The organism is Mesorhizobium sp. B2-1-1, from assembly GCF_006442975.2.
Lineage (GTDB): Bacteria > Pseudomonadota > Alphaproteobacteria > Rhizobiales > Rhizobiaceae > Mesorhizobium.
Genome location: NZ_CP083954.1, coordinates 2504064 through 2524599, shown reverse-complemented (window position 1 = coordinate 2524599; position 20536 = coordinate 2504064). Strand labels below are relative to the sequence as shown.

General features: G+C 64.2%; 20 protein-coding genes. 5 read left to right on the top strand and 15 right to left on the bottom strand.

The window, feature by feature from the left end; translation table 11 throughout:
- Positions 1–153: 153 nt before the first annotated feature.
- From doeB to FJ972_RS12285, 10 genes are all read right to left on the bottom strand, one after another.
- Positions 154–1155 carry a N(2)-acetyl-L-2,4-diaminobutanoate deacetylase DoeB gene (gene doeB, locus FJ972_RS12330; protein WP_140521361.1) on the bottom strand — a complete coding sequence of 334 codons (1002 nt, stop codon included), beginning with the start codon at positions 1153–1155 and terminating at the stop codon, positions 154–156.
- A gap of 5 nt (positions 1156–1160) precedes the next feature.
- Positions 1161–2339, bottom strand: coding sequence for an ectoine hydrolase DoeA (doeA, locus tag FJ972_RS12325; protein ID WP_140499261.1), 1179 nt, complete (start codon positions 2337–2339; stop codon positions 1161–1163).
- A 138-nt stretch (positions 2340–2477) separates the two neighbouring features.
- Positions 2478–3470 (bottom strand): ectoine utilization protein EutC, encoded by a 993-nt coding sequence (gene eutC / locus FJ972_RS12320; protein ID WP_140521360.1) that lies wholly within the window; start codon positions 3468–3470, stop codon positions 2478–2480.
- On the bottom strand, positions 3470–4456 hold the full coding sequence (gene eutB, locus FJ972_RS12315; protein WP_140521359.1) for a hydroxyectoine utilization dehydratase EutB: 987 nt from the start codon (positions 4454–4456) through the stop codon (positions 3470–3472). The genes eutC and eutB overlap by 1 nt, the downstream gene beginning before the upstream one ends.
- Positions 4457–4484: 28 nt before the next feature.
- Positions 4485–5261, bottom strand: a complete 777-nt coding sequence (gene eutA, locus FJ972_RS12310; protein ID WP_140521358.1) for an ectoine utilization protein EutA — start codon at positions 5259–5261, stop codon at positions 4485–4487.
- A 5-nt stretch (positions 5262–5266) separates the two neighbouring features.
- Positions 5267–5926, bottom strand: a complete 660-nt coding sequence (ehuD, locus tag FJ972_RS12305) for an ectoine/hydroxyectoine ABC transporter permease subunit EhuD (protein ID WP_140521357.1) — start codon at positions 5924–5926, stop codon at positions 5267–5269.
- 16 nt (positions 5927–5942) lie between these two features.
- A complete protein-coding gene (gene ehuC / locus FJ972_RS12300; protein WP_140499272.1) occupies positions 5943–6602 on the bottom strand; it encodes an ectoine/hydroxyectoine ABC transporter permease subunit EhuC in 660 nt (219 codons plus the stop codon).
- A gap of 208 nt (positions 6603–6810) precedes the next feature.
- On the bottom strand, positions 6811–7662 hold the full coding sequence (ehuB, locus tag FJ972_RS12295) for an ectoine/hydroxyectoine ABC transporter substrate-binding protein EhuB (RefSeq protein ID WP_140521356.1): 852 nt from the start codon (positions 7660–7662) through the stop codon (positions 6811–6813).
- A 93-nt stretch (positions 7663–7755) separates the two neighbouring features.
- Positions 7756–8547, bottom strand: a complete 792-nt coding sequence (ehuA, locus tag FJ972_RS12290) for an ectoine/hydroxyectoine ABC transporter ATP-binding protein EhuA (protein ID WP_140499274.1) — start codon at positions 8545–8547, stop codon at positions 7756–7758.
- 221 nt (positions 8548–8768) lie between these two features.
- Positions 8769–10154, bottom strand: coding sequence for a PLP-dependent aminotransferase family protein (locus FJ972_RS12285; RefSeq protein WP_140499275.1), 1386 nt, complete (start codon positions 10152–10154; stop codon positions 8769–8771).
- Between the two features lie 84 nt (positions 10155–10238).
- On the opposite strand from FJ972_RS12285, the gene FJ972_RS12280 reads away from it, so the two are divergent.
- From FJ972_RS12280 to FJ972_RS12265, 4 genes are all read left to right on the top strand, one after another.
- On the top strand, positions 10239–10730 hold the full coding sequence (locus tag FJ972_RS12280) for an Lrp/AsnC family transcriptional regulator (RefSeq protein WP_140517347.1): 492 nt from the start codon (positions 10239–10241) through the stop codon (positions 10728–10730).
- A gap of 199 nt (positions 10731–10929) precedes the next feature.
- Positions 10930–12423, top strand: coding sequence for an NAD-dependent succinate-semialdehyde dehydrogenase (locus FJ972_RS12275; protein ID WP_140521583.1), 1494 nt, complete (start codon positions 10930–10932; stop codon positions 12421–12423).
- A 32-nt stretch (positions 12424–12455) separates the two neighbouring features.
- Complete coding sequence (locus tag FJ972_RS12270; RefSeq protein ID WP_140499277.1) at positions 12456–13835, top strand: aspartate aminotransferase family protein; 1380 nt, start codon at positions 12456–12458, stop codon at positions 13833–13835.
- 112 nt (positions 13836–13947) lie between these two features.
- Positions 13948–15054, top strand: a complete 1107-nt coding sequence (locus FJ972_RS12265; RefSeq protein WP_224655844.1) for an alcohol dehydrogenase family protein — start codon at positions 13948–13950, stop codon at positions 15052–15054.
- 68 nt (positions 15055–15122) lie between these two features.
- On the opposite strand, the gene FJ972_RS12260 is transcribed toward FJ972_RS12265, so the two are convergent.
- The 5 genes from FJ972_RS12260 to ehuB (FJ972_RS12240) are packed head-to-tail and all read right to left on the bottom strand — an operon-like array spanning position 15123 to position 18932.
- Positions 15123–15848 carry a GntR family transcriptional regulator gene (locus tag FJ972_RS12260; RefSeq protein ID WP_140517353.1) on the bottom strand — a complete coding sequence of 242 codons (726 nt, stop codon included), beginning with the start codon at positions 15846–15848 and terminating at the stop codon, positions 15123–15125.
- Positions 15845–16624 carry an ectoine/hydroxyectoine ABC transporter ATP-binding protein EhuA gene (gene ehuA / locus FJ972_RS12255; RefSeq protein WP_140499280.1) on the bottom strand — a complete coding sequence of 260 codons (780 nt, stop codon included), beginning with the start codon at positions 16622–16624 and terminating at the stop codon, positions 15845–15847. The genes FJ972_RS12260 and ehuA (FJ972_RS12255) overlap by 4 nt, the downstream gene beginning before the upstream one ends.
- Positions 16621–17280, bottom strand: a complete 660-nt coding sequence (gene ehuD, locus FJ972_RS12250) for an ectoine/hydroxyectoine ABC transporter permease subunit EhuD (protein WP_140499281.1) — start codon at positions 17278–17280, stop codon at positions 16621–16623. The genes ehuA (FJ972_RS12255) and ehuD (FJ972_RS12250) overlap by 4 nt, the downstream gene beginning before the upstream one ends.
- Positions 17277–18005, bottom strand: a complete 729-nt coding sequence (gene ehuC / locus FJ972_RS12245; RefSeq protein ID WP_140517355.1) for an ectoine/hydroxyectoine ABC transporter permease subunit EhuC — start codon at positions 18003–18005, stop codon at positions 17277–17279. Before ehuC (FJ972_RS12245) ends, ehuD (FJ972_RS12250) begins: the two co-directional genes overlap by 4 nt.
- A 57-nt stretch (positions 18006–18062) precedes the next feature.
- Positions 18063–18932: an ectoine/hydroxyectoine ABC transporter substrate-binding protein EhuB gene (ehuB, locus tag FJ972_RS12240; RefSeq protein ID WP_140517357.1), complete on the bottom strand. Its 870-nt coding sequence runs from the start codon at positions 18930–18932 to the stop codon at positions 18063–18065.
- A gap of 452 nt (positions 18933–19384) precedes the next feature.
- On the opposite strand from ehuB (FJ972_RS12240), the gene FJ972_RS12235 reads away from it, so the two are divergent.
- On the top strand, positions 19385–20533 hold the full coding sequence (locus tag FJ972_RS12235) for a M24 family metallopeptidase (RefSeq protein WP_140499284.1): 1149 nt from the start codon (positions 19385–19387) through the stop codon (positions 20531–20533).
- The last annotated feature ends 3 nt before the right edge of the window (positions 20534–20536 follow it).

The window sequence follows — 20536 nt, the reverse complement described above, 5'->3', positions numbered from 1 at the left end:
GATGTCTGAGGCGATGGCAAGGCACGTGCCGCCGCGACGCGCCGGCCGGAGCCGTGAGCGCGGCCGGGCTGGCTCGCCGGCCGCTATCTGGATCCAGGGTGGAAGAATGCGAGATAGGTCCAAGCCTGCCCGCCGTGCAGGCCGACCCTTCCGTTAGTCGACCAATGCGGCAACCACCGAGACGCAGTCCCCGGCCTTGACCAGGCCGGGGAAATGCCGCGCCGCCAACATGCCCGACATTTTTGCCCGGATCTCCTGGGGGGCGATGCCGGTTCGGCCGGTGGAATGGATGCGCGCCAGCACCGCGCCCTTCTCGACAGGCTCGCCGAGATCGACCATCGTCTCGACCATGCCGTCTTCCTCCGCGAAGGCAAAGCAATCGCCGGACGGCATGTCGAGCCATTGGGTTGGCGTCTTTTCGACCGCACCGGCAACGATGCCGGCATGCCTCAGCACGTTGAGCATGCCGCGCCGGGCGATCCGCACCGTCTCGGCTCTCGACGTGCCTCCACCGCCGAGCTCGGTGGTGACGAACACCTTGCCCATGTCCTCGGCGGCGGTATCGTACATGCCGACGGCATCGATTTCGATCATGCGCATCGAGAACGGCGCCGCGAAGGCTTCGACCGCCGCGAAGGCCCTCTGCTCCAGGGCCTTGTTCGGCAGCGTATGGGCGGCGCAGAACGGCACGAAGTCCAGCGTCTTGCCGCCGGAATGGAAGTCGAACACGATATCCGCGCGGGGAAGCAGCTCCCGCTGGAAATAATCGGCGATCTTTTCCGTCACCGTACCGTCTGGCCGGCCTGGAAAGCTGCGGTTCATGTTGCCCTTGTCGATCGGCGAGGTGCGCGTGCCGGCGCGGAAGGCCGGATAGTTCATCGCCGGCACGATGATGACCGTGCCGCTGACTTGGGCGGGATCGAGCGTGCGCGCCAGATCATAGAGCGCCAGCGGCCCTTCATATTCGTCGCCATGATTGCCGCCGGTCAGAAGGGCCGTCGGCCCCTTGCCGTTGCGCAGGACGCAGATCGGGATCATCACCGAGCCCCACGCCGAATCGTCGCGGCTGTAGGGCAGGCGCAGGAAACCGTGCTGTGCGCCGTCGCGATCGAAATTGACTGAGGGCGAGACCGGCGACGGACGAAGGTCGGACATCGGTTTCAATTCTTCACCACCAGCTTGCGCGGCACATTGGCCAGGCACTCGACGCCCGTCTCGGTGATCAGGATGGATTCGGTGATTTCCAGCCCCATCGTCTCCAGCCACAGGCCGGTCATGAAATGGAAGGTCATGCCGGGCTTCAGCTCGGTGCGGTCTCCGGGGCGCAGGCTCATCGTGCGTTCGCCCCAGTCCGGCGGATAGGAAAGGCCGATCGGATAGCCGGTGCGGTTGTCCTTGACGATGCCATATTTCTTCAACACCGCGAAGAAGGCGTTGGCGATGTCTTCGCACGTGTTGCCGGGCTTGGCTGCCGCGAGCCCCGCGTCCATGCCTTCGAGCGTCGCCTTCTCCGCATCGAGGAATTCCTGTGTCGGCTTGCCGAGGAACACTGTTCGCGACAACGGGCAGTGGTACCTGTTGTAGCACCCGGCGATTTCGAAAAACGTGCCCTCGCCCGACTTCATCGGCTTGTCATCCCAGGTCAGGTGCGGCGCCGAGGCGTCGGCGCCCGACGGCAGCAGCGGCACGATCGCTGGATAGTCGCCGCCGATGCCGTCGACGCCACGCGTGCCGGCATCATAGATCTCGGCGACGAGATCGCATTTGCGCATGCCGACCTCTATCTTGTCGACGATGCGCTGGTGCATCGCCTCGACGATGCGGGCGGCCTTGCGCATATAGTCGATCTCGGTCGGGCTCTTCACAGCGCGCTGCCAGTTGACCAGCGCGGTGGCGTCGACGAAACGGGCATTGGGCAGGTGCTTCTGCAAAGAGGCGAAGGCGGCGGCCGAGAACCAGTAATTGTCCATCTCGACGCCGACGGTCAGCTTGCCCCAGCCGCGATCGGCAAGCACGCTCGACAGGAAATCCATCGGATGGCGCTCGGTCGACTGCACATAGTGATCGGCATAGCCGACGATGTTGTCATGCGCGAGATAGGCGGTGCGCTTGGCGCCGTTGGCGTCCTGACCGCGGCCATACCAGACCGGCTCGCCCGACGGCGGCACGATGACGGCCTGATGCACGTAGAAGGACCAGCCGTCATAGCCGGTGAGCCAGGCCATGTTGGAGGGGTCGCTGACAATAAGCAGATCGACGCCTTTCGCCGCCATGGCTTTCCGCGTTTTGGCGAGGCGATCCGCATACTCGCTTCGCGAGAATTTCAAATTCGGTTGCATTTTGTTGGTCCTCGTTTGTTGGGCCCTGGAACCCGCTTCAACTTCCGTTGAACCTGGCTCCAGGTAATTTTTTGTTTGAGCATGATCTCCTCGGAAAACCGGTTCCCACTTTTCCGGATCATGCTCTTGCGGCCAGCATCAACTTTCAAAAATGGTTCCGGCTTTCGCGACCCGGGCCCGGTCACGGGCTAGCGTGGCGATCGCGGTGTCCTGCACGCCGGTGCCGGTCAGGTCGGCGATGGTGATGTCGTCCGCCGCACGCCGGCCATGCCGTTCGCCGGCGATGATCTGACCGAGTTCGGCCACCTCCGTGTCCGCCGCCATCACGCCGGCGGAGATGGCATGGTGCAATTCACCGAGCCGGCGCGTCTGCCTTGCGCTGTCGGCGACATAGAGATCGGCCATGCGCAGGATTGCCGGTGCGATCTCGTTCTTGTGCTCGGCGTCCGAGCCCATGGCGGTGATGTGCTGGCCGGCCGAGACGAAGCCGGCCTTGATCAATGGTTCTGTCGAGGGCGTGGTGGTGACGATGATGTCGGCGCCGGCGACCGCCTTGGCCGCATCCGGTTCTGCGCGCACCACGATGCCCAGTTTTTCGCTCAAGGCGCCGGCCGCGGCTTGCGCCTTGGCCGCGTCGCGCGCCCAGATGCGGGCTTCTTCGATCGGCCGCACCAGGCGCAGCGCCTCAAGCTGCAATCCGGCCTGCACGCCGGCGCCGAAGATGGCGGCAATGGATGAGTCCGGCCGCGACAGGTGTTTTGCGGCGACCGCCCCGGCGGCTGCGGTGCGGACGTCGGTGAGATAGCCATTGTCGAGCAGCAACGCCTCGACCAGACCGGTTTTTGCCGACAGCAGCACCATCATGCCGTTGACGCTGGGCAGGCCGAGCTTGGGATTGTCGAAGAAGCCGGGGCTGATCTTGATGGCGAAGCCATCGATGCCAGGCACATAGGCGGTCTTCACGTCGACCTCGCCGCGATGCTCGGGGATGTCGAGCCGCAGGATCGGCGGCATCGCCACCGGCAGGGTAGCGAGCGCCCGGAAGGCGTTTTCGACGCAAGCGACGGCGTCGAGATCGAGAGCTACGATCTCGCGTAGTTCTTTCTCGGTAAGGATGGTCATCCGGTTCATCAGGCGCGCTCCGCAACTACTTCGCCGCAAACGATCTTTCTGTGCAGGCTCATATCGATATTACGACCGGAAAGCAGAACGACCACCGGTCCGTTTGGCTTCACCTTGCCGGCAAGCAGCGCAGCGATACCGACCGCGCCGGCGCCCTCGACGATCTCGCGCTCCTGTTCATAGGCATGGCGGATGCCGGCGGCGATCTCGTCTTCGGAAAGCAGCACGACGTCGTCGAGCAGGTCTCGGCACATGGAAAAGGTCAGCCGGTTGTCGAGGCCAATGCCGCCGCCGAGCGAATCCGCCAGCGTCGGCAGCTCCTCCACCTGCACCGGGCGCCCCGCATCGAGGCTGGCTTTCATCGCCGCGCCGCGCGCCATCGAGATGCCGACGACCTTTGTGCTCGGCCTGACGCCCTTGACCGCTGCGGCAATCCCGGAGGCCAACCCGCCGCCGGAGAGCTGCACCAACACCAGAGCGGCGTCAGGAACCTGCTCCATGATCTCCAGCCCGAGCGTGCCCTGCCCGGCGATGATGTCGGGATGGTCGAAGGGTGGCAGCATCACGAGACCCTCTTGCGCCACCAGCCGCTCGACCTCCTGCTGCGCGTCGTCCTGGCTGTCGCCGACAATGCGGATTTCCGCGCCGAGGCAGCGGATGGCATCGAGCTTGTTCCGAGGCACCAGCCGCGACATGCAGACAACCGCGCGCATGCCTTCGAGCCTGGCGGCATGGGCGAGTGCGCGGCCGTGATTGCCGGTCGAAGCCGCGACAACACCGCGTGCCCGCTGCTCGGCATTGAGCGAAGCAATGGCGTTCGAGGCGCCACGCAGCTTAAAGCTGCCCGTGATCTGGCGGTGCTCCAGCTTGAGGTGAACGGGAAGGCCGAGCCGCTCCGACAGGCTCTCGGATGGCACGACCGGTGTCGGCTCGACCTTGCTGGTGATGCGTTGGCGCGCGGCGCGGATGTCTGAAAGGGCGACGGCGTGCGTCATGGGTCGCTCGTGCATGCAGGACATGACCTTACTGTCCAAGCGGCAAGGTCGTCAGCCGCCCGAACTCCGGACGCGGCACATCATCGCCACACAGTCGCAGGCAATTCCACGCGCTCGCCTGGTTGCTGGTGACGACCGGGCGGCCGATAGCCTGTTCCATCGCGGCAACCGCCAGCGCCGAGCGCAGCGCCGTGCAGGACACGAACAACGCCTCGGCCTGCGGGTCAGTCGCCTCGCACGCCAGATCGACGAGGGCTGCCGGCGCAATGCGCGCCATCTCGCGGTCATCCTCGAAGCCGAGACAGGTGAAGCTGGCGATCTCGAAGCCGCGTTCGGCGAAATAGGCCGCCATCGGCCGGCTCGTCTCGACGGTGTAGGGGGTGAGAATACTGATCCTCTTCGCGCCCAGAGCCCTCAGTCCGCGCACGCCCGCCATCGGCGGCGTGACCACGGGCACGCCAGGCTTGGCCGCCTGGATCGCCGCCTCGATCTCGGCATCGCCGATCACCACGGAGGCCGACGTGCAGGAGTAGCAGATGGCATCGAGCGGTTCGTCCGGCAGGATCAGCGCCGCGCCAGCCGTCAGTTCGGGCTGCATCTTGCGCAGATTCTGAGGTGTGGTCGGATTCTTATAGGGGATGCGGGCGACATAGATGCCGATCCTCTCACTCGCCACCATGCGACGGAAGTCCGGCTCGCTGGTGTGGTCGGTGGCCAGGATGATCAGGCCGACGCGCTTTTCCAACGGGCGCACCTCGAGTGCGGGCCTTGTCGGCATCAGCCTGATTTCGGGAAGCGGCTTCATGGGAACTACCTTTCGATCTTGCCGTAGCGATGTTCCAGCCAGCGCAGCAGCATAACCGAGAAAAGGCTGATGATCAGGAAGAAGGCGCCGACCAGCGTCATCGGCTCGACATAGCGGTAATAGGTGTTGGCGACGCTCTTGGCCTGGTTCATCAGCTCCAGCACGGTGATCGCCGACAGCAGCGGCGTCTCCTTGAACATGGCGATGAAATAATTGGCCAGCGCCGGGATCATCGGCGGGATTGCCTGCGGTATGACGATGTGGGTCCAGGTCTGGCGAGCGCTGAGATTGCAGGCTTTGGCCGCCTCCCACTGGCCGCGCGGCACGTTCTCGATGCCGGCGCGATAGACCTCCGCCGTATAGGTGCCGTAGTGCAGCCCAAGACCGATAACGCCGGCCACCAGCGGCGGCAGCAGGATGCCGAAATCGGGCAGCACGTAGAAAATGAAGTAGAGCTGCACCAGCAGCGGCGTGCCGCGGATGAATTCGGCCGCCCAGCCGACCGTGCGCGACATCATCTTGTTCGGCGAGCGGCGGGCCAGTGCGATGCCCAGCCCGACGATTGCCGCCAGCACCGAGCCGAGCACCGTCGCCAGGATGGTGATCTTCACCCCCTCGATCAGCGTCGGCAGGATCTGCCGGACGAAATCCCAGTCCCAATCCATTACAGGGCCCAATCCATCAGACGCGCACTCCGTCGAGGCCGCGCGCCATGCGCCGCTCCAGCGACCGCACGCCCCAGGAGATGACGAGCGCGAGCGCGAAATAGATCACCAGGATGGTGGTGAACGGCATCAGCGTGCTGCCGGTCTGCGAGCGCACCACCTGCGCCTGGAAGGTGAGATCGGCGAGCGAAATCAGCGAGACGACGGATGTCGCCTTGAGCAGTTCGATGGCGTTGTTGCCGAAGGTCGGCAGCATCACAAGAAGCGCCTGCGGCAGGATGACATGGCGCATGCCCTGCCAGCGGCCGAGATTGAGAGCCGTGCAGGCCTCGTACTGCTCGGCGCCGACCGACTGGATGGCACCGCGTACCACTTCCGCCGCATAGGCGCCGACATTGAGGCCCAGCGCCAGCACGCCGGCTTGCAGCGGAGTGAGTTCGACGCCCGCCAGGGGCAACACGAAATAGGCCCAGAACAGCTGTACGAAAATCGATGTGCCGCGGAAGAACTCGATATAAGCGGTGGCGAGCGCCCGCAACGCGAAGAAGCGCGACAGCCGCCCCATGCCGGCCAGGAAGGCCATCACGAGGGCCAGCACCGACCCCATCAGCGTCAGCTCGATGGTGACAAGCGCTCCCTGCAATATCAGGCCGAGATAGCCGGACCATTGGGTCATGTATCAGAGGCTTCCAACGTTTGGTTTTAGCAACTTCTCCTCTCTCACGGGGAGAAGTTGCCGGTTCACCCTCCTTAGCTGCAGCGCAGCTGCCGCGAAGGACGGGCAGGCGGATGAGGCGCGGCTCCAAGCTCGCAAAAACGCGCGCTGCCCCTCATCCGGCCCTTCAGCCACCTTCTCTCCGTGGACGGGGAGAAGGGAAAAGCGCTTATTTCGCCGCGCAGAGCTTGTCGCGCGTCGTCGACATCGCCGCCGCCGCCGAGAAGCCGTAGGGCTCGATGATCTTGGCGAACTCGCCCGACTTCTTCATCTTGGCGAGCTCGACGTCGAAGGCGTCGCGCAGCGCCTCGTCACCCTTCTTGAAAGCGGCGCCGTCGCAATAGACGGGCGCGCCCTGCACGGGTGCTATGACTTCGAGGCTCGGGTCATTGGCCTTCTTCATCAGATCGTTGATCGACAGGACGGGGAGCGAATAGGCGTCGATGCGGCCGTCCTGCACCATCTTCAGCCCGCTCTGGCCGTCGGGCACGACGATGACGCGGTCACGCGGCACGCCGGCGTTGAGCGCGAGCTTCTCCTCAGTGCCGCCGCCGGGCGCGCCGATGGTAGCGGAGGTGTCCTTGGCGACATCCTCATAGCTCTTGAAGCCCTTCGGATTGCCTTTCTTCACCAGCATCGCCTCGGCGTCGCACAGCACCGGCTCGGAATAGGCAACCGCCGCACAACGCTCCGGCTTCATGAACAGGCCGGCGGTGACGACGTCGAAGCGGCCGGCCTGCAGGCCGGGGATCATGGCACCATATTCCGAGATCGAGGCGGCGACGTCGGCGACGCCCAGCCGCTTGAAGATTTCCCGCGCCACGTCGGGCGCGGCGCCCGAAACCTTGCCGTCGGCGGCGACCGCCGTGTAGGGCGGCTCGTTGGCGATGGCGAGGCGGGCGAAGCCTTGCGCCTTCAGCTGCTCGAGCTTGCTGTCGTCGGCCGATCCGACGTTCGAGGCCGCGAGCACCGCGGTCAGCGCAAGACCGGCGACGCCGGCCAGAATGCCAAGTTTTTTCATTGTTCCCAACTCCATGTTTGTGTTCTTGGTTGCAGTCATTTCAGGACGGCAATGCCGCCCTTGCGGACGGTGTCGCCGCCTCTGGCATGGCGGTCAGACGCGATGTCCGGCCGCGATGATCTTCTTCAGGAAACCTTGCGTGCGCTCCTGTTTGGGATGGCGGAAAATCTCATCGGGTTTGCCCTCCTCGACGATGCGGCCGCGGTCGAAGAACAGCACCCGGTCGGCGAAGTCGTGGGCAAAGCCCATTTCATGGGTGACGAGCAGCATCGTCATGTCGGTTTCGGCCGCGAGCTTGCGCATCACGTTGAGCACCTCCTCGACCAGTTCGGGATCGAGCGCCGAGGTGACCTCGTCGAACAGCATGATCCGGGGCGACAGCGCCAGCGCGCGGGCAATCGCGACGCGCTGCTTCTGGCCGCCCGAAAGCTGTGCCGGCATGGCCTTGGCCTTGTCGGCCATGCCGACCATGTCGAGCAATTCCATCGCCCGCTTCTCGGCGGCAGCGCGCGGCGTGCCCTTGGTCAGCATCGGCGCCAGCGTGACATTGTCGATGACGCATTTGTGCGGGAACAGATTAAACAGCTGGAAGACCATGCCGATCTTCTGGCGCATCCTGGCCAGATGCCGCTCGTCGGCGGCCAGCAGCTGGCCGTTTCGCTCCATGTGATAGAGATGCTCGCCGTCGATCTGGATGTGGCCGCCATCGATGCGCTCCAGCGTCATCAGGATGCGCAGGATCGTCGTCTTGCCCGAGCCGGACGGGCCGATCAGCGCCAGCTTCTCGCCGGGCATGACCTGCATGGACAGGCCGTCCAGCACCTTGAAAGTGCCGAAGCTTTTCGAAATGCCATCGACCTTGATGATAGGCGCGGATGCGGACAAACGAATTTCCCGTGCTGGAGAAGCCTATGCCCTTAACGATGCGGAACCCGCCAAATCATGTCAATTGGGAAAATAATATCATGACAATTATTCTGATCCCGCACAATTCTTGGGCATTCAGTGCCTAGCAATGTGCCGAGATCGAAATCAAGTCGACCCGAAAATGACAGCACCGGGGACGCCTTTGGCGGTCGGCATCGTCTGGATAGCGGCACATCTCGCTAGATTGCGAGCAGCAGATGCTCGGGGTCGCCAAGCAGCAGCTTGGTGACAACGCCGAGGCCGGCGCGCAGTTCCCCTTCGGTGGTCGAGCCCAGCGAGATGCGCACCGCCGGTTGCCAGGGCGCTTGCGAGATGCGGAAGGAAGCGCCGGGCGCGATCGCCACGCCTTGCAGGCGCGCCTGGGCGACGAAGCTCTCCTCGGCACGGTCGGCCGGCAACTGCAACCAGACATGCAGTCCGTCGCGCCGGGTGCGATAGTCGACGCCGGCCAGCACCTCGGCGACGATGTCCTGGCGTCGCCGCAATGCTGTGCGCTGCCAGCGCACCAGTTCCATCGCGGTGCCGTCGGTCACCCATTTGGTGGCGATCTCCGCCACCAGCGGCGTCGCCATCCAGTTGGAAACCAGATGCCGGTTGGCGACCGCGGCGACATAGCGGTCGGGGGCGGCGAGATAGCCGATGCGCAGGCCCGGCACCACGATCTTGGTGAAGGACGTGACGTAGAGCGTGCGTTCAGGCGCGAAGGCGGCGACCGGCGGCGGCCGGTCCTCGACCAGCGGCCCCAACACATCGTTCTCGATGATGGCTATGTCGTGCCTGCGCGCAACCGCCGCAATCTGCTCGCGCCGCGCCGCATCCATCAGCGTCGCCGTCGGGTTGATCACCGAAGGCTGCACGAACACGGCGCGGATGTCGGAGATCCGGCAGGCCTCGTCCAGCGCTTCCGGGATAAGGCCATTGCCGTCTATCGGCAGGCCTTCGAGGTTGAAGCCGAGATAGCGGGCGAGCGGCACCAGCGTATGGTGGCCGATCGCCTCGGTGGCGACGGTCGAGCCGGGCGGCGCCACGCTCATCAGCGCCACCGTCATGCCGGCGGTAGCGCCATTGGTCAGGCTGATATTCTGCGGCGAGGCATCGAGACCGCACAGCTTCAGCCACTCGACCGCCACGGCGCGGTGACGGGGAAACACCATGTTGGGCCGGAACGACAGCGCCGAACTCGACGGCAGGTTGTCGGCCAGCCAGCCCAGCGCCTGCTTCAGCCGCTCCAGATGCATCGGCTCGCAGACCGGCTTCAGGATCGAGAGATCGATCACTTCGCCCAGCCGCTCCGGCAGATAGGGCGGTTCAGGCTCGCGCCGCTGCGTCTGGACGAAGCTGCCGCGGCCGATCTCGCCCGAGATCAGGCCGCGGCGAATCAGTTCCTCATAGGCGCGACTGACCGTCTGCACCGATAGTTTCAACTCGTCGGCCAGCCGGCGATGCGTCGGCAGCCGCGCGCCGTTGGCGAGCCGCCCATCATGAATGGCGCGTGCGAACTGGTCGGCCAGCGACTGGTAGGCGGGCCGCCGGATGAGCGCGGGATCAGGTTGCCATAATGTCATGACTTATTAGAGATCGAAATCAGTGCAATTGACAATCGAAATAATGCGCCGTCATGGTACGGCGGGACCAAAAAGTGGATACAGATGGCCGCCGCGAAACTCGACCCGATCGACCTCAGAATCCTCGACGCGATCCAGCGTGACGGGCGCATCACCAAGCTGGCGCTGGCCGACAAGGTCGGCCTGTCACCGACGCCGTGCTGGATGCGGCTGCGCAAGCTGGAAAAGGCCGGCATCGTCTCCGGCTATCATGCCTCGATTGCTATGCGCGTCGTCGCACCCGTCGCCACCGTGCTGATGGAGGTGACGCTGGCCAGCCATCGCCAGGCCGATTTCGACCGCTTCGAGCGTGTCATCCGCGACATACCTGAGATTGTAGCCTGCTGGTCGGTGGGCGGCGGCGTCGACTACGTTCTGAAGGTGATGGCGCGCGATATCGATACCTATCAGCGGCTGGTCGATGCCTTGCTCGAACGCGAAATCGGCATCGATCGTTACTTCACCTACATCGTCATCAAGACGGTGAAGGACGAGACCGTGCTACCGCTTGCCGATCTGTTGCCGGTGCAGTCCTGAGATCGAAACCAGCGTTCATCTGGCACCGTACGCTCGGAGAATGCGCGAAAGCACCCGCCCCACCCCTGCGGCTAGACAGATCGTCCTGCTCCCCAGCCGAATAGAGAGAATCTCTCTATATAGCTGCACCTAAACAGCCTCATCCTTCGCGCCGACGCCCCTAGTCTTGCGGCATCACCCCAATCGGGAGCAATCGATGATGTCCGCGCACTTTGCCCGTTCGCACCGCCATGAGGCGCTCGACCGCCTCGCCGACCGCCGGCTGCTGCGCGAGCTTGCCTATGTCGACGGGCACTGGACGGCAAGCGAGGCGGCGGAGAGCTTCGAGGTCACCGACCCGGCGACCGGCGCCACGGTGGCCTTTGTCGCCGCGCTCGATGGCCGCCAGACGGCAAGTGCGATCGACGCGGCGGCGCGCGCTTTCCCTGCCTGGCGGGCGCTGTTGCCGCAGGAGCGCTCGAAAATCCTGCGCAAATGGTTCGACCTCATCATAGCCGCGAAAGACGATCTCGCTCTGCTGATGACGCTGGAACAGGGCAAGCCCTTGAAGGAATCGCTCGGTGAGATCGATTATGCCGCCTCTTTCGTCGAATGGTATGCCGAGGAAGCAAAGCGCCTCAACGCCGAAAGCGTAACTAGCCATCTGGCGAAGGCGGAAATGACGGTGCGGCGCGAGCCGCTCGGCGTCGTCGGCGTCGTGACGCCGTGGAACTTCCCGTCCGCCATGCTGACCCGCAAGGCGGCTGCGGCCCTTGCCGCCGGTTGCACCATCGTCGCGCACCCCTCTTCGGAAACGCCGCTCTCGGCGCTGGCGCTGGCCGAACTCGGCGAGCGCGCCGGCCTGCCCGCCGGCGTCTTCAACGTCGTCACTGGCAAGGCGTCGATCATAGTCGGGCGAATGTGCGAGGACCCGCGCGTGCGCGCCATGAGTTTCACCGGTTCGACCGAGATCGGCAGGCTGATCGCGGCCCAGAGCGCGCCGACGATGAAGCGGCTGGTTATGGAGCTTGGCGGCCACGCGCCGCTGATCGTCTTTGCCGACGCCGATCTCGACAAGGCCGTGCGCATCGCCGTCGACGCCAAATTCGCCACGTCCGGCCAGGACTGCCTCGCGGCCAACCGCATCTATGTCCAGCGGCCGATCTACGATCGTTTCTGCGCCGCCTTCGCCAAGCGCATCGAGGCGCTGCGGACCGGCAATGGCCTTGCCGACGAAAGCGACATCGGCCCGCTGATGCATGAGCGCGCCGTCAAGAAGGTCGAGGAGCAGGTCACCGACGCGCTCGCCCATGGCGCCCGCTGCCTCGCCGGCGGCAGAAGGCACCAGGCCGGCCCGTTGTTTTACCAGCCGACGCTGCTGGCTGACGTATCTGACGAGGCACTGATCATGCGCGAAGAAACGTTTGGTCCGGTCGCAGCCGTGACGCCGTTCGACAGCGAGGACGAGGTGACCGCGCGCGCCAACGCCTCCGAATATGGTCTGGTCGCCTATGTCGTGACCGAGAACGGCGCCCGCCAGCAGCGCCTGGGCAGGGCGCTGGACTACGGCATGGTCGCCATCAACCGCGTCAAGATCACCGGTGCGCCGATCCCGTTCGGCGGCGTCAAGCAGTCCGGCATTGGCCGCGAGGGTTCGCGTCAGGGGCTCGAAGCTTTCACCGATCTCAAATATCTTTGCCTGGACGTCGCTTAAGCCGCGTCCACGTTCCTCAAGGAGTCAAAAGAATGCTCGACCAGTCCAACGAACTCGCCGCCTGGGATCGTGATCACTTCTTCCATCCCTCGACGCATATGGGCACCCACGCGCGCGGTGAATCGCCGACGCGCATCATGGCCGGCGGTGAAGGCGTCACCGTCTGGGACAGCAACGGCAGAAAAAGTATCGATGCCTTCGCCGGCCTCTACTGCGTCAATGTCGGCTATGGCCGCCAGAAGATCGCTGACGCCATCGCCGCCCAGGCCACGAACCTCGCCTATTACCACGCCTATGTCGGCCACGGCACCGAGGCCTCGATCACGCTGTCGAAGATGATCATCGACCGTGCGCCGAAGGGCATGTCGAGGGTCTATTTCGGCCTCTCCGGTTCGGATGCCAACGAAACCAACATCAAGCTGATCTGGTACTACAACAACGTGCTTGGCCGCCCGGAGAAGAAGAAGATCATCTCGCGCTGGCGCGGCTATCACGGCTCCGGCATCATGACGGGATCGCTGACCGGGCTCGATCTTTTCCACAATGCCTTCGACTTGCCGCGCGCGCCGATCCTGCACACAGAGGCGCCCTACTATTTCCGCCGCGCCGACCGCTCGATGAGCGAGGAGCAGTTCTCGCAGCATTGCGCCGACAAGCTGGAAGAGATGATCCTGGCCGAAGGCCCCGAGACCGTCGCCGCCTTCATCGGCGAGCCGATCCTCGGCACTGGCGGCATCGTGCCGCCGCCCGCCGGCTACTGGGAGAAAATCCAGGCGGTGCTGAAGAAGTACGACGTGCTCCTGGTCGCCGACGAAGTGGTGACGGGCTTCGGCCGGCTGGGCACCATGTTCGGCTCCGACCATTACGGCATCAAGCCGGACCTGATCACCATTGCCAAGGGCCTGACCTCCGCCTACGCGCCGCTGTCGGGCGTCATCGTCGCCGACAAGATGTGGCAGGTTCTGGTGCAGGGCTCCGACAAGCTCGGCTCGCTGGGGCACGGCTGGACCTATTCGGCGCATCCGATCTGCGTCGCCGCGGGTGTGGCCAACCTCGAACTGATCGATGAGATGGATCTGGTGAGGAATGCCGGCGAGACCGGCGCCTATTTCCGCGCCGAATTGACCAAGGCCGTCGGCGGCCACAAAAACGTCGGCGAGGTGCGCGGCGACGGCATGCTGGCGGCGGTCGAGTTCGTCGCCGACAAGGACGACCGTGTGTTCTTCGATCCGGCGCAGAAGATCGGACCGCAGATCGCCACGACCCTCGCCGCAAGCGGGGTCATCGGCCGCGCCATGCCGCAGGGCGACATTTTGGGCTTCGCCCCGCCGCTTTGCCTGACGCGCGAGGAGGCTGACACCGTGGTGGCCAAGACCGCCGATGCCGTGAAGAGCGTGTTCGCCAATCTCTAATTGCCGAGATCGGCGCTGCCCCTCATCCGCCTGCCGGCACCTTCTCGTCGTTCACGGAGAGAGGGTAAAGGTGAGGGGCAGCGCCACCTACAAGTATTCGGAAGTGAACGCGATGACCTCTCATCCCACCCTCCCCGCCACCATGGCGGCCGTGCAGCTTACCGGCCACGGCGGCCCGGAAAAGCTCGTCTACCGCACCGACGTGAAAGTGCCTGTGCCCGCCGCCGGCGAAGTGCTGGTCAAGGTCAGCGCCTGCGGCATGAACAACACCGACGTCTGGGTTCGCCAGGGCGCCTATGGCACGGAGGAGGACGCAGGGGCCGTGTCGACATGGCGGCGCCAGGGCAACACCCTGACCTTTCCGCGTATCCAGGGCACCGACACGGTCGGCACCGTCGCTGCCGTTGGCGCAGGGGTCTCGCCGGAACGCATCGGCGAACGAGTGATGGTCGATTTCTCGATCTACAATCGCGACGACGATTCGCTCGCCGACATTGACTATATGGGTCACGGCCGCGACGGCGGTTACGCCGAATACCAGGCTGTACCGGCCGAGAACGCCCATGTCGTCGACACTGACTTGAGCGATGTCGAACTCGCCACCTTCTGCTGCGCCTATCTCACCGGCGAGCAGATGCTGGAACGTGCAGGGCTCAAGGCCGGCGAACGCGTGCTGGTCACCGGCGCCTCGGGCGGCGTCGGCTCCGGCATCGTGCAATTGGCGCGGGCGCGCGGAGCCATTCCCTATGCCGTCGTCGGCAAGGGCAAGGAGCAGGCAGTGCTCGACATCGGCGCCGAAGCCGTGATCACCCGTGGCGTGGCCGACCTGCCGCAAGCCGTGATCAAGGCGACCGGCGGCCAGCCCATCGACGTCGTGGCCGACCTTGTCGGCGGCGCGATCTTCAACGATCTGTTGCGCATCCTGAGGCCCGAGGGCCGCTACACCACCGCAGGCGCGATCGCCGGCCCGGTCGTCCAGCTCGATCTCAGGACCATGTATCTCAAGCAGCTTCAGCTCCACGGCTCGAGCCAGGGCACACGCGCGGATTTCCGCCGTATCGTGCGCTATATCGAGGAAGACAAGATCCGGCCGCTGGTCGGCGGCGTCTACAGACTTTCCGATTTCCACCGCGCCCAAGCCGATTTCATCGCCAAGGATTTCGTCGGCAAGCTGGTGGTGGTGCCTGATGCCGTGGCTGAACGGCGGCACCCTAAATAAGAGGACGGAGCAGCAGCGCTTCTCGGCGCCGGGATGACAAGCTGCGTCACCGTGCCAAAGGACGACCGTCAGGTCTTGCCGTCAAATTCATCATGTCGGCCGGCATGGCGCACCATGCGCCGAAAGCTCATCGAGATATGGGCTCGCCTGATGTGCCCGATCGATTCCCAATCCCCGATTTCCGCCGCGGCCAGCACTTCCTCCATTTCGCGCCGGAAGGCCGTGAACTCCTCCACAAGGCCGAGTTGCGGCATCATCTTGAGGACTACGCGCGCAACCTGAAAATACAGTCTTTCGCTTATTTCGCGCAGGGGCTGGTTCCCGGTCATGCCGGACAGTTCAGTGAAGAAGTCCATGTTCAGCTGCAGAAAGGCACGCTGATCCGGGTTGAGCATATCGGAATCGCAGCGCGCGATGAGCGCTCGGATGCGATCGAGGTCGACCGCCGTTCGGGGAATTGGCGAAAGCTTGCCGACAAGCAGCGCGAGTTCCAGTCGCAGATGATAGACCTGCTGCAACTCCTCGATGTCGACGTCGGTAACGATCGTACCGACGCCGTGGATCGATTGCACAAGCCCTTCGGCCTCGAGCCGCGCCAGCACGCGTCGGACCGGTGTGCGGCTGATCTCGAATTCCTGGGCGAGTTCTTCCTCGGAGAGCCGGCTCCCCGGCGGATAATCGAGAAGGCAGATACGGTCGCGCAGGATCAGGTAGATGCGTTCGAACCGTTCGCGCGCCGAAAGCGGACGCGAAGGCGGCACGGTCTTGGCCGAGGCATCCGTATCAAGCGTCATCCAGCCTCCAGGACAGCGTGCAGGAACTGTCGCGTCCGCTCATTCTTGGGTGCGCCGAAAAGCTCTGCCGGCGGCCCCTGCTCGCAAATTTTGCCCTGATAGAAGAAGCAGACGCGATCGGAAAATTCCTTGGCGAAGCCCATCTGGTGGGTGACCATGAGCATCGTCAGATCATGCTCGCGGCCGATTTGCCTTATCACTTGCAGCACTTCGCCGACAAGTTCCGGATCGAGCGCGGACGTCACCTCGTCGAACAGCATTATCTTGGGCCGCATCGCCAGCGCCCTGGCAATGGCGACGCGCTGTTGCTGGCCGCCGGAAAGCTGTGAAGGATAATGATCCTTCTTCTGCGACAGCCCGACCATGTCGAGAAGCTCGGCCGCCCGTGCCTCGGCATCGGCCCGCTTCATGCCAAGCACGGTCATCGGCGCCTCGATGCAATTGGCCATCGCCGTCATGTGTGGAAACAGGTTGAAAGACTGGAACACCATGCCGATCTTCGCCCGGATGCGGCGGATGTGGGCAAGATTGGCGGGCACCAGCTTTCCGCCTTGCTTCATATGCGTCAGTGGCTCGCCTTCGACCCAGATGACGCCGTCATTGATCGTCTCCAGCGTCATCAGCATGCGCAAGACCGTGGTCTTGCCGGAACCGGACGGTCCGATGACGGAAACCTTCTCGCCGCGCGCGATTTCAAGGTTCAGCCCGTCGAGCACGGTGAGCGCGCCATAACGCTTCGAGACATTGTCGAAACGGACCATCGGTTGTTCGGTCATCGCGCGGTCCTTCGGTTGAGCAGGCGTTCGAGGGCACGGATGAGCGCGGCCGAAACCAGGCTCATGGCCAGGAAGAACAGGCCGACCAGCGTGATCGGTTCGGTGTAGCGGAAAGTCTCGGAGCCGATGATCTTGGCCGTCTGCATGAGTTCCAGCACGGCGATGGCCGACAGCAGCGGCGTCTCCTTGAACAGCGCGACGAGATAGTTGCCGAGCGCCGGCACGATCGGCGGTATCGCCTGCGGGATGATGATGTCGCGAAAGGTCGTCCAGGAGGAGAGGTTGAGTGCGATCGAGGCTTCCCACTGGCCGCGATGGATGTTGTCGAAGCCCGCGCGGTAGACTTCCGAGCAATAGGCGGCGTAGTGAATGCCGATGGCCAGAACGCCGGCCGTGAATGCGTCGAGCACGACGCCGAATTTCGGAAAGACGAAATAGAGGAAGAAGATCTGGATGAGCAGCGGCGTCGAGCGGATCAGTTCGACCAGCACCGAGATCGTCCAGCCGGTCCAGGGCACCGCGATACGGATTACCGCGAGGACCAGCCCGAGCAAAGCCGCGATGACGAAGCCGAGCAGCGTCGCCTCGATCGAGACGACGGCGGCGCGTGCGAGCACCGGCAGGATCTCGGCGGCAAAACTCCAATCCCAGATCACGCCGCCCTCCCCCGCGCCAGACCGAGCGAGGCCCGCCTTTCGAGAAGCCGCATGCCGATAGAAACGGTGAGCGACATGGCGAGATACATCAACAGCACCAGCGTGAAGATAGGAATGGTCTTGAAGGTGTTCTGGTTCATCTGCTGCGCCTTGAAGGCGAGGTCCGTGAGCGTGATCAGCGAAACCAGCGCCGTCGATTTCAAAAGCTCGATGAACAGATTGCCCCAGGGCGGGATCATGGCGACGAAGGCTTGGGGCAGGATGATCCGGCGCAGCATTTGCGCGCGGCTCATGTTGAGCGCCGTTCCCGCCTCCCATTGGCCGCGCGCGACCGACTGGATTGCGCCGCGCACGCATTCGGATCCATAGGCGCCGACATTCAAGCCAAGCGCCAGCACCGCGACGGGAAACGCGTCGAGCGTGACCCCGAATTGCGGCAGCACGAAAAACAGCCAGAACAATTGCACCAGCGCCGAGGTGCCGCGAAAGATTTCGACATAGACCGTCGCCAGCCATCTGAGGGGCGCCGGACCATACATGCGCGCCAGCGCGGCGAGCACCCCCATCACGACCGCCAGCAGGCTGCCGAGGACGGCGATCTCGATCGTCAGGACGGCACCCTGCAATAGTCCCGGTAGGAACAGCCTGTATGTCTCCTGCGTCGCCAGCGCCGCGATCACGGCCAGCGAAACGACCAGCATGGCAACGAGCGTGCGGATACCCATCTGCTTCTCCGAGGAAAAAAGAGGGCGGCGTTTTCACGCCGCCCAGCAGTTGGGAATTTATTCGCCCTTGCAGAGCTCTGCAGTCGACTTGTTCGGCAGATAATCCTTGCCGAAGCCGAGCGGCTCGACCAGCGCGATATGCTCCGGCGTACCGAGGAACTTCTTCAGTTCGGCGTTGAACGCTTCCTGCAGATCGGTGTCCTCCTTGCGGAAGCCGAAGCCGCCATGGCCCTTCACCGACTTGCCGGCAACTTCACCGAAGGGCTTGGTCGATTCGACGCCATCGGCCTTCTTGGCCATGTCGGCGATCGAGAGCGCGGTTAGCGCGGCAGCATCGGCACGGCCAGACTGGACCGCCGCGACCAGGCTGGATTGGTCGGGCAAGGAAACGACTTGTCCTTGGGCAACGCCGGCGTCCTTCGCATATCCCCCCTCGACGGCGCCCGCCATCACGGCGAGCTTGAGATCGGGATTGTCCTTGATGCTCGAATAGTCCTTCACGCCTTTCGGATTGCCCTTCGCGACCAGCATGGCCTGGCCGATGCCATAGGACGGTTCGGAAAAATTGATCTCGGCGCAGCGCTTGGGATTGATGAACATGCCGGCGGCGATGATGTCGAAGCGGCCGGCCTTGAGACCCGGAATGAGCGAGCCGAATTCGGTCAGCACGCCGTCGACCTGCGCAATGCCCATCTTGGCGAGCACCGCCTTGGCGACTTCCGGCGCTTCGCCGGTCAATTTGCCGTCAGGCGTGGCGAAACCGAACGGCGCCTCATTGGCGAAGCCGACGCGGATATAGCCGTCCTTCTTGGCGCGTTCCAGCGTCGTTTCGGCATGGGCCGGCAGTGACGTGAATGCGGTCGCGGCGAGCGCAAGACAGGCTGCGGCCTTCACGAGCGCGCGGCGGGATATCTGTGACGTGAACATGCATTCCCCTTTTCTTCTTCGATAGTTGTCGGCTCGAACGACGTTTCTCCACCATCGCGTCAAGCGCACTAAGACGTATACAACTCATCTGGACATATCGCAAGACGCACTGTACGAATCTGGAAAAATCGCCATAGAGCTTGATTGTGCGGCTTTGTGATGCGCAAGTTGTGCACAATTAAGATGTGCTTTCTCGATGCGGATACGAACCGCATTTGGATGAGGGCAGGAAGGAAAACGGCTTTGGACGCGTCGGGCGGGTTCAGCAAGGCGGAATACGCGCAGCGCCTGGCCGACGTGAGACAACGCATGGCAAGGCCGGCTTCGATCTCATCATCTGTCAGGACCCCAGCGTCACCGAAGGCGGCGGCGAGCGGCTCTGCGACGTGGCCCCCGATCCCATCGTCATTGACTGACCATCAGCCCAGGACCGGCAACTCAAGGACACCTCAATGGACCGCAATCCCTTTTCCGAAGCCGAGATCGCCGGCCGCTTGTCGAAAGTTCGCACGGCATTGGCAGAGCGCAAGCTCGACGCCGCCGTCTTCGCCTCGCCGGAGACTGTTTTCTACCTCACCGGCCTCGACCATTGGGGTTATTTCGCGCCGCACCTCCTGATCGTCACGCTCGACCGGCGCCCTATCCTGGTCACCCGGTCGATGGAGAAGGTGACGATCGAGAATCAGGTGAAGGCAGCAGAATTCCGCGGTCACTCTGACAGCGAGACGGCGGCCGACCTCGCCGCGCGCGTCATTTCCGAACTCGGCCTGGCCGGCAAACGGATCGGCATCGAAAACTGGACCTCCGGCCTCAGCCACGGCCTCGCCCTGAAGCTTGAGGCGCAGGCCGACGCCAAGTGGAGCGACGTCTCGGGACTGGTCGACAAGATGCGGTTGGTGAAGAGCGCCGAGGAACAGGTGCTGATGCGCCGCGCCGCCAAGGTCACGGATGCTGCGGCAGGTGCCGCCATCGCTGCCATCTCCGACGGCGCCGCCGAGCAGGAGGTTGCCGCCCAATGCGTGGCGGCGATGGTGCGCGCCGGCGGCCACGCGCCGGGCTTCGGCCCGTTCATCCGGCCCGCCGCCCGGCTCGGCGAGGAGCACACGACCTGGGGCGACGGCATCTATCGCAGCGGCGAGCCGGTCTTCGTCGAACTGTCGGGCTGTGTCTCGCGCTATCACGCGCCGCTTGGCCGGCTGATCCGCATCGGCAACATCAAGGACGAAGACGCCGCCATGGCCGAGGTCACGGCCAAGGCATTCGAGGCCGTCGTCAGGGCGCTCGAGCCCGGCGCCAGGGCGCGCGATGTCTACGCCGCCTGGCAAGGCGTCGCCGACGAGGCCGGCCTGTCGCATTATCGCCGCCATCATTGCGGCTATCTCGTTGGCATCGGCCAGCCGCCCTCATGGACCGGCGGCAATTCGGTGACGGGCCTCAGGCACGATTCCGATCTCGAAATCGAGACCGGGATGAGCTTCCACATCCTGTCCTGGCTGATGGGCACCGGCCGCGGCGACCATTTCATCTCCAACACCGTGCTGCTGACCGATGCGGGGGCCGAAGTGCTGACCCGCACCCCAGCCGGCCCGATCGTCCGCTAGACC

Excerpts from the sequence above, each read along its gene's own strand:
- doeB (WP_140521361.1), bottom strand. The coding sequence starts at position 1,155 with ATGTCCGACCTTCGTCCGTCGCCGGTCTCGCCCTCAGTCAATTTCGAT.
- doeA (WP_140499261.1), bottom strand. The coding sequence starts at position 2,339 with ATGCAACCGAATTTGAAATTCTCGCGAAGCGAGTATGCGGATCGCCTC.
- eutC (WP_140521360.1), bottom strand. The coding sequence starts at position 3,470 with ATGAACCGGATGACCATCCTTACCGAGAAAGAACTACGCGAGATCGTA.
- eutB (WP_140521359.1), bottom strand. The coding sequence starts at position 4,456 with ATGACGCACGCCGTCGCCCTTTCAGACATCCGCGCCGCGCGCCAACGC.
- eutA (WP_140521358.1), bottom strand. The coding sequence starts at position 5,261 with ATGAAGCCGCTTCCCGAAATCAGGCTGATGCCGACAAGGCCCGCACTC.
- ehuD (WP_140521357.1), bottom strand. The coding sequence starts at position 5,926 with ATGGATTGGGACTGGGATTTCGTCCGGCAGATCCTGCCGACGCTGATC.
- ehuC (WP_140499272.1), bottom strand. The coding sequence starts at position 6,602 with ATGACCCAATGGTCCGGCTATCTCGGCCTGATATTGCAGGGAGCGCTT.
- ehuB (WP_140521356.1), bottom strand. The coding sequence starts at position 7,662 with ATGAAAAAACTTGGCATTCTGGCCGGCGTCGCCGGTCTTGCGCTGACC.
- FJ972_RS12285 (WP_140499275.1), bottom strand. The coding sequence starts at position 10,154 with ATGACATTATGGCAACCTGATCCCGCGCTCATCCGGCGGCCCGCCTAC.
- FJ972_RS12280 (WP_140517347.1), top strand. The coding sequence starts at position 10,239 with ATGGCCGCCGCGAAACTCGACCCGATCGACCTCAGAATCCTCGACGCG.
- FJ972_RS12275 (WP_140521583.1), top strand. The coding sequence starts at position 10,930 with ATGTCCGCGCACTTTGCCCGTTCGCACCGCCATGAGGCGCTCGACCGC.
- FJ972_RS12270 (WP_140499277.1), top strand. The coding sequence starts at position 12,456 with ATGCTCGACCAGTCCAACGAACTCGCCGCCTGGGATCGTGATCACTTC.
- FJ972_RS12265 (WP_224655844.1), top strand. The coding sequence starts at position 13,948 with ATGACCTCTCATCCCACCCTCCCCGCCACCATGGCGGCCGTGCAGCTT.
- FJ972_RS12260 (WP_140517353.1), bottom strand. The coding sequence starts at position 15,848 with ATGACGCTTGATACGGATGCCTCGGCCAAGACCGTGCCGCCTTCGCGT.
- ehuA (WP_140499280.1), bottom strand. The coding sequence starts at position 16,624 with ATGACCGAACAACCGATGGTCCGTTTCGACAATGTCTCGAAGCGTTAT.
- ehuC (WP_140517355.1), bottom strand. The coding sequence starts at position 18,005 with ATGGGTATCCGCACGCTCGTTGCCATGCTGGTCGTTTCGCTGGCCGTG.
- ehuB (WP_140517357.1), bottom strand. The coding sequence starts at position 18,932 with ATGTTCACGTCACAGATATCCCGCCGCGCGCTCGTGAAGGCCGCAGCC.
- FJ972_RS12235 (WP_140499284.1), top strand. The coding sequence starts at position 19,385 with ATGGACCGCAATCCCTTTTCCGAAGCCGAGATCGCCGGCCGCTTGTCG.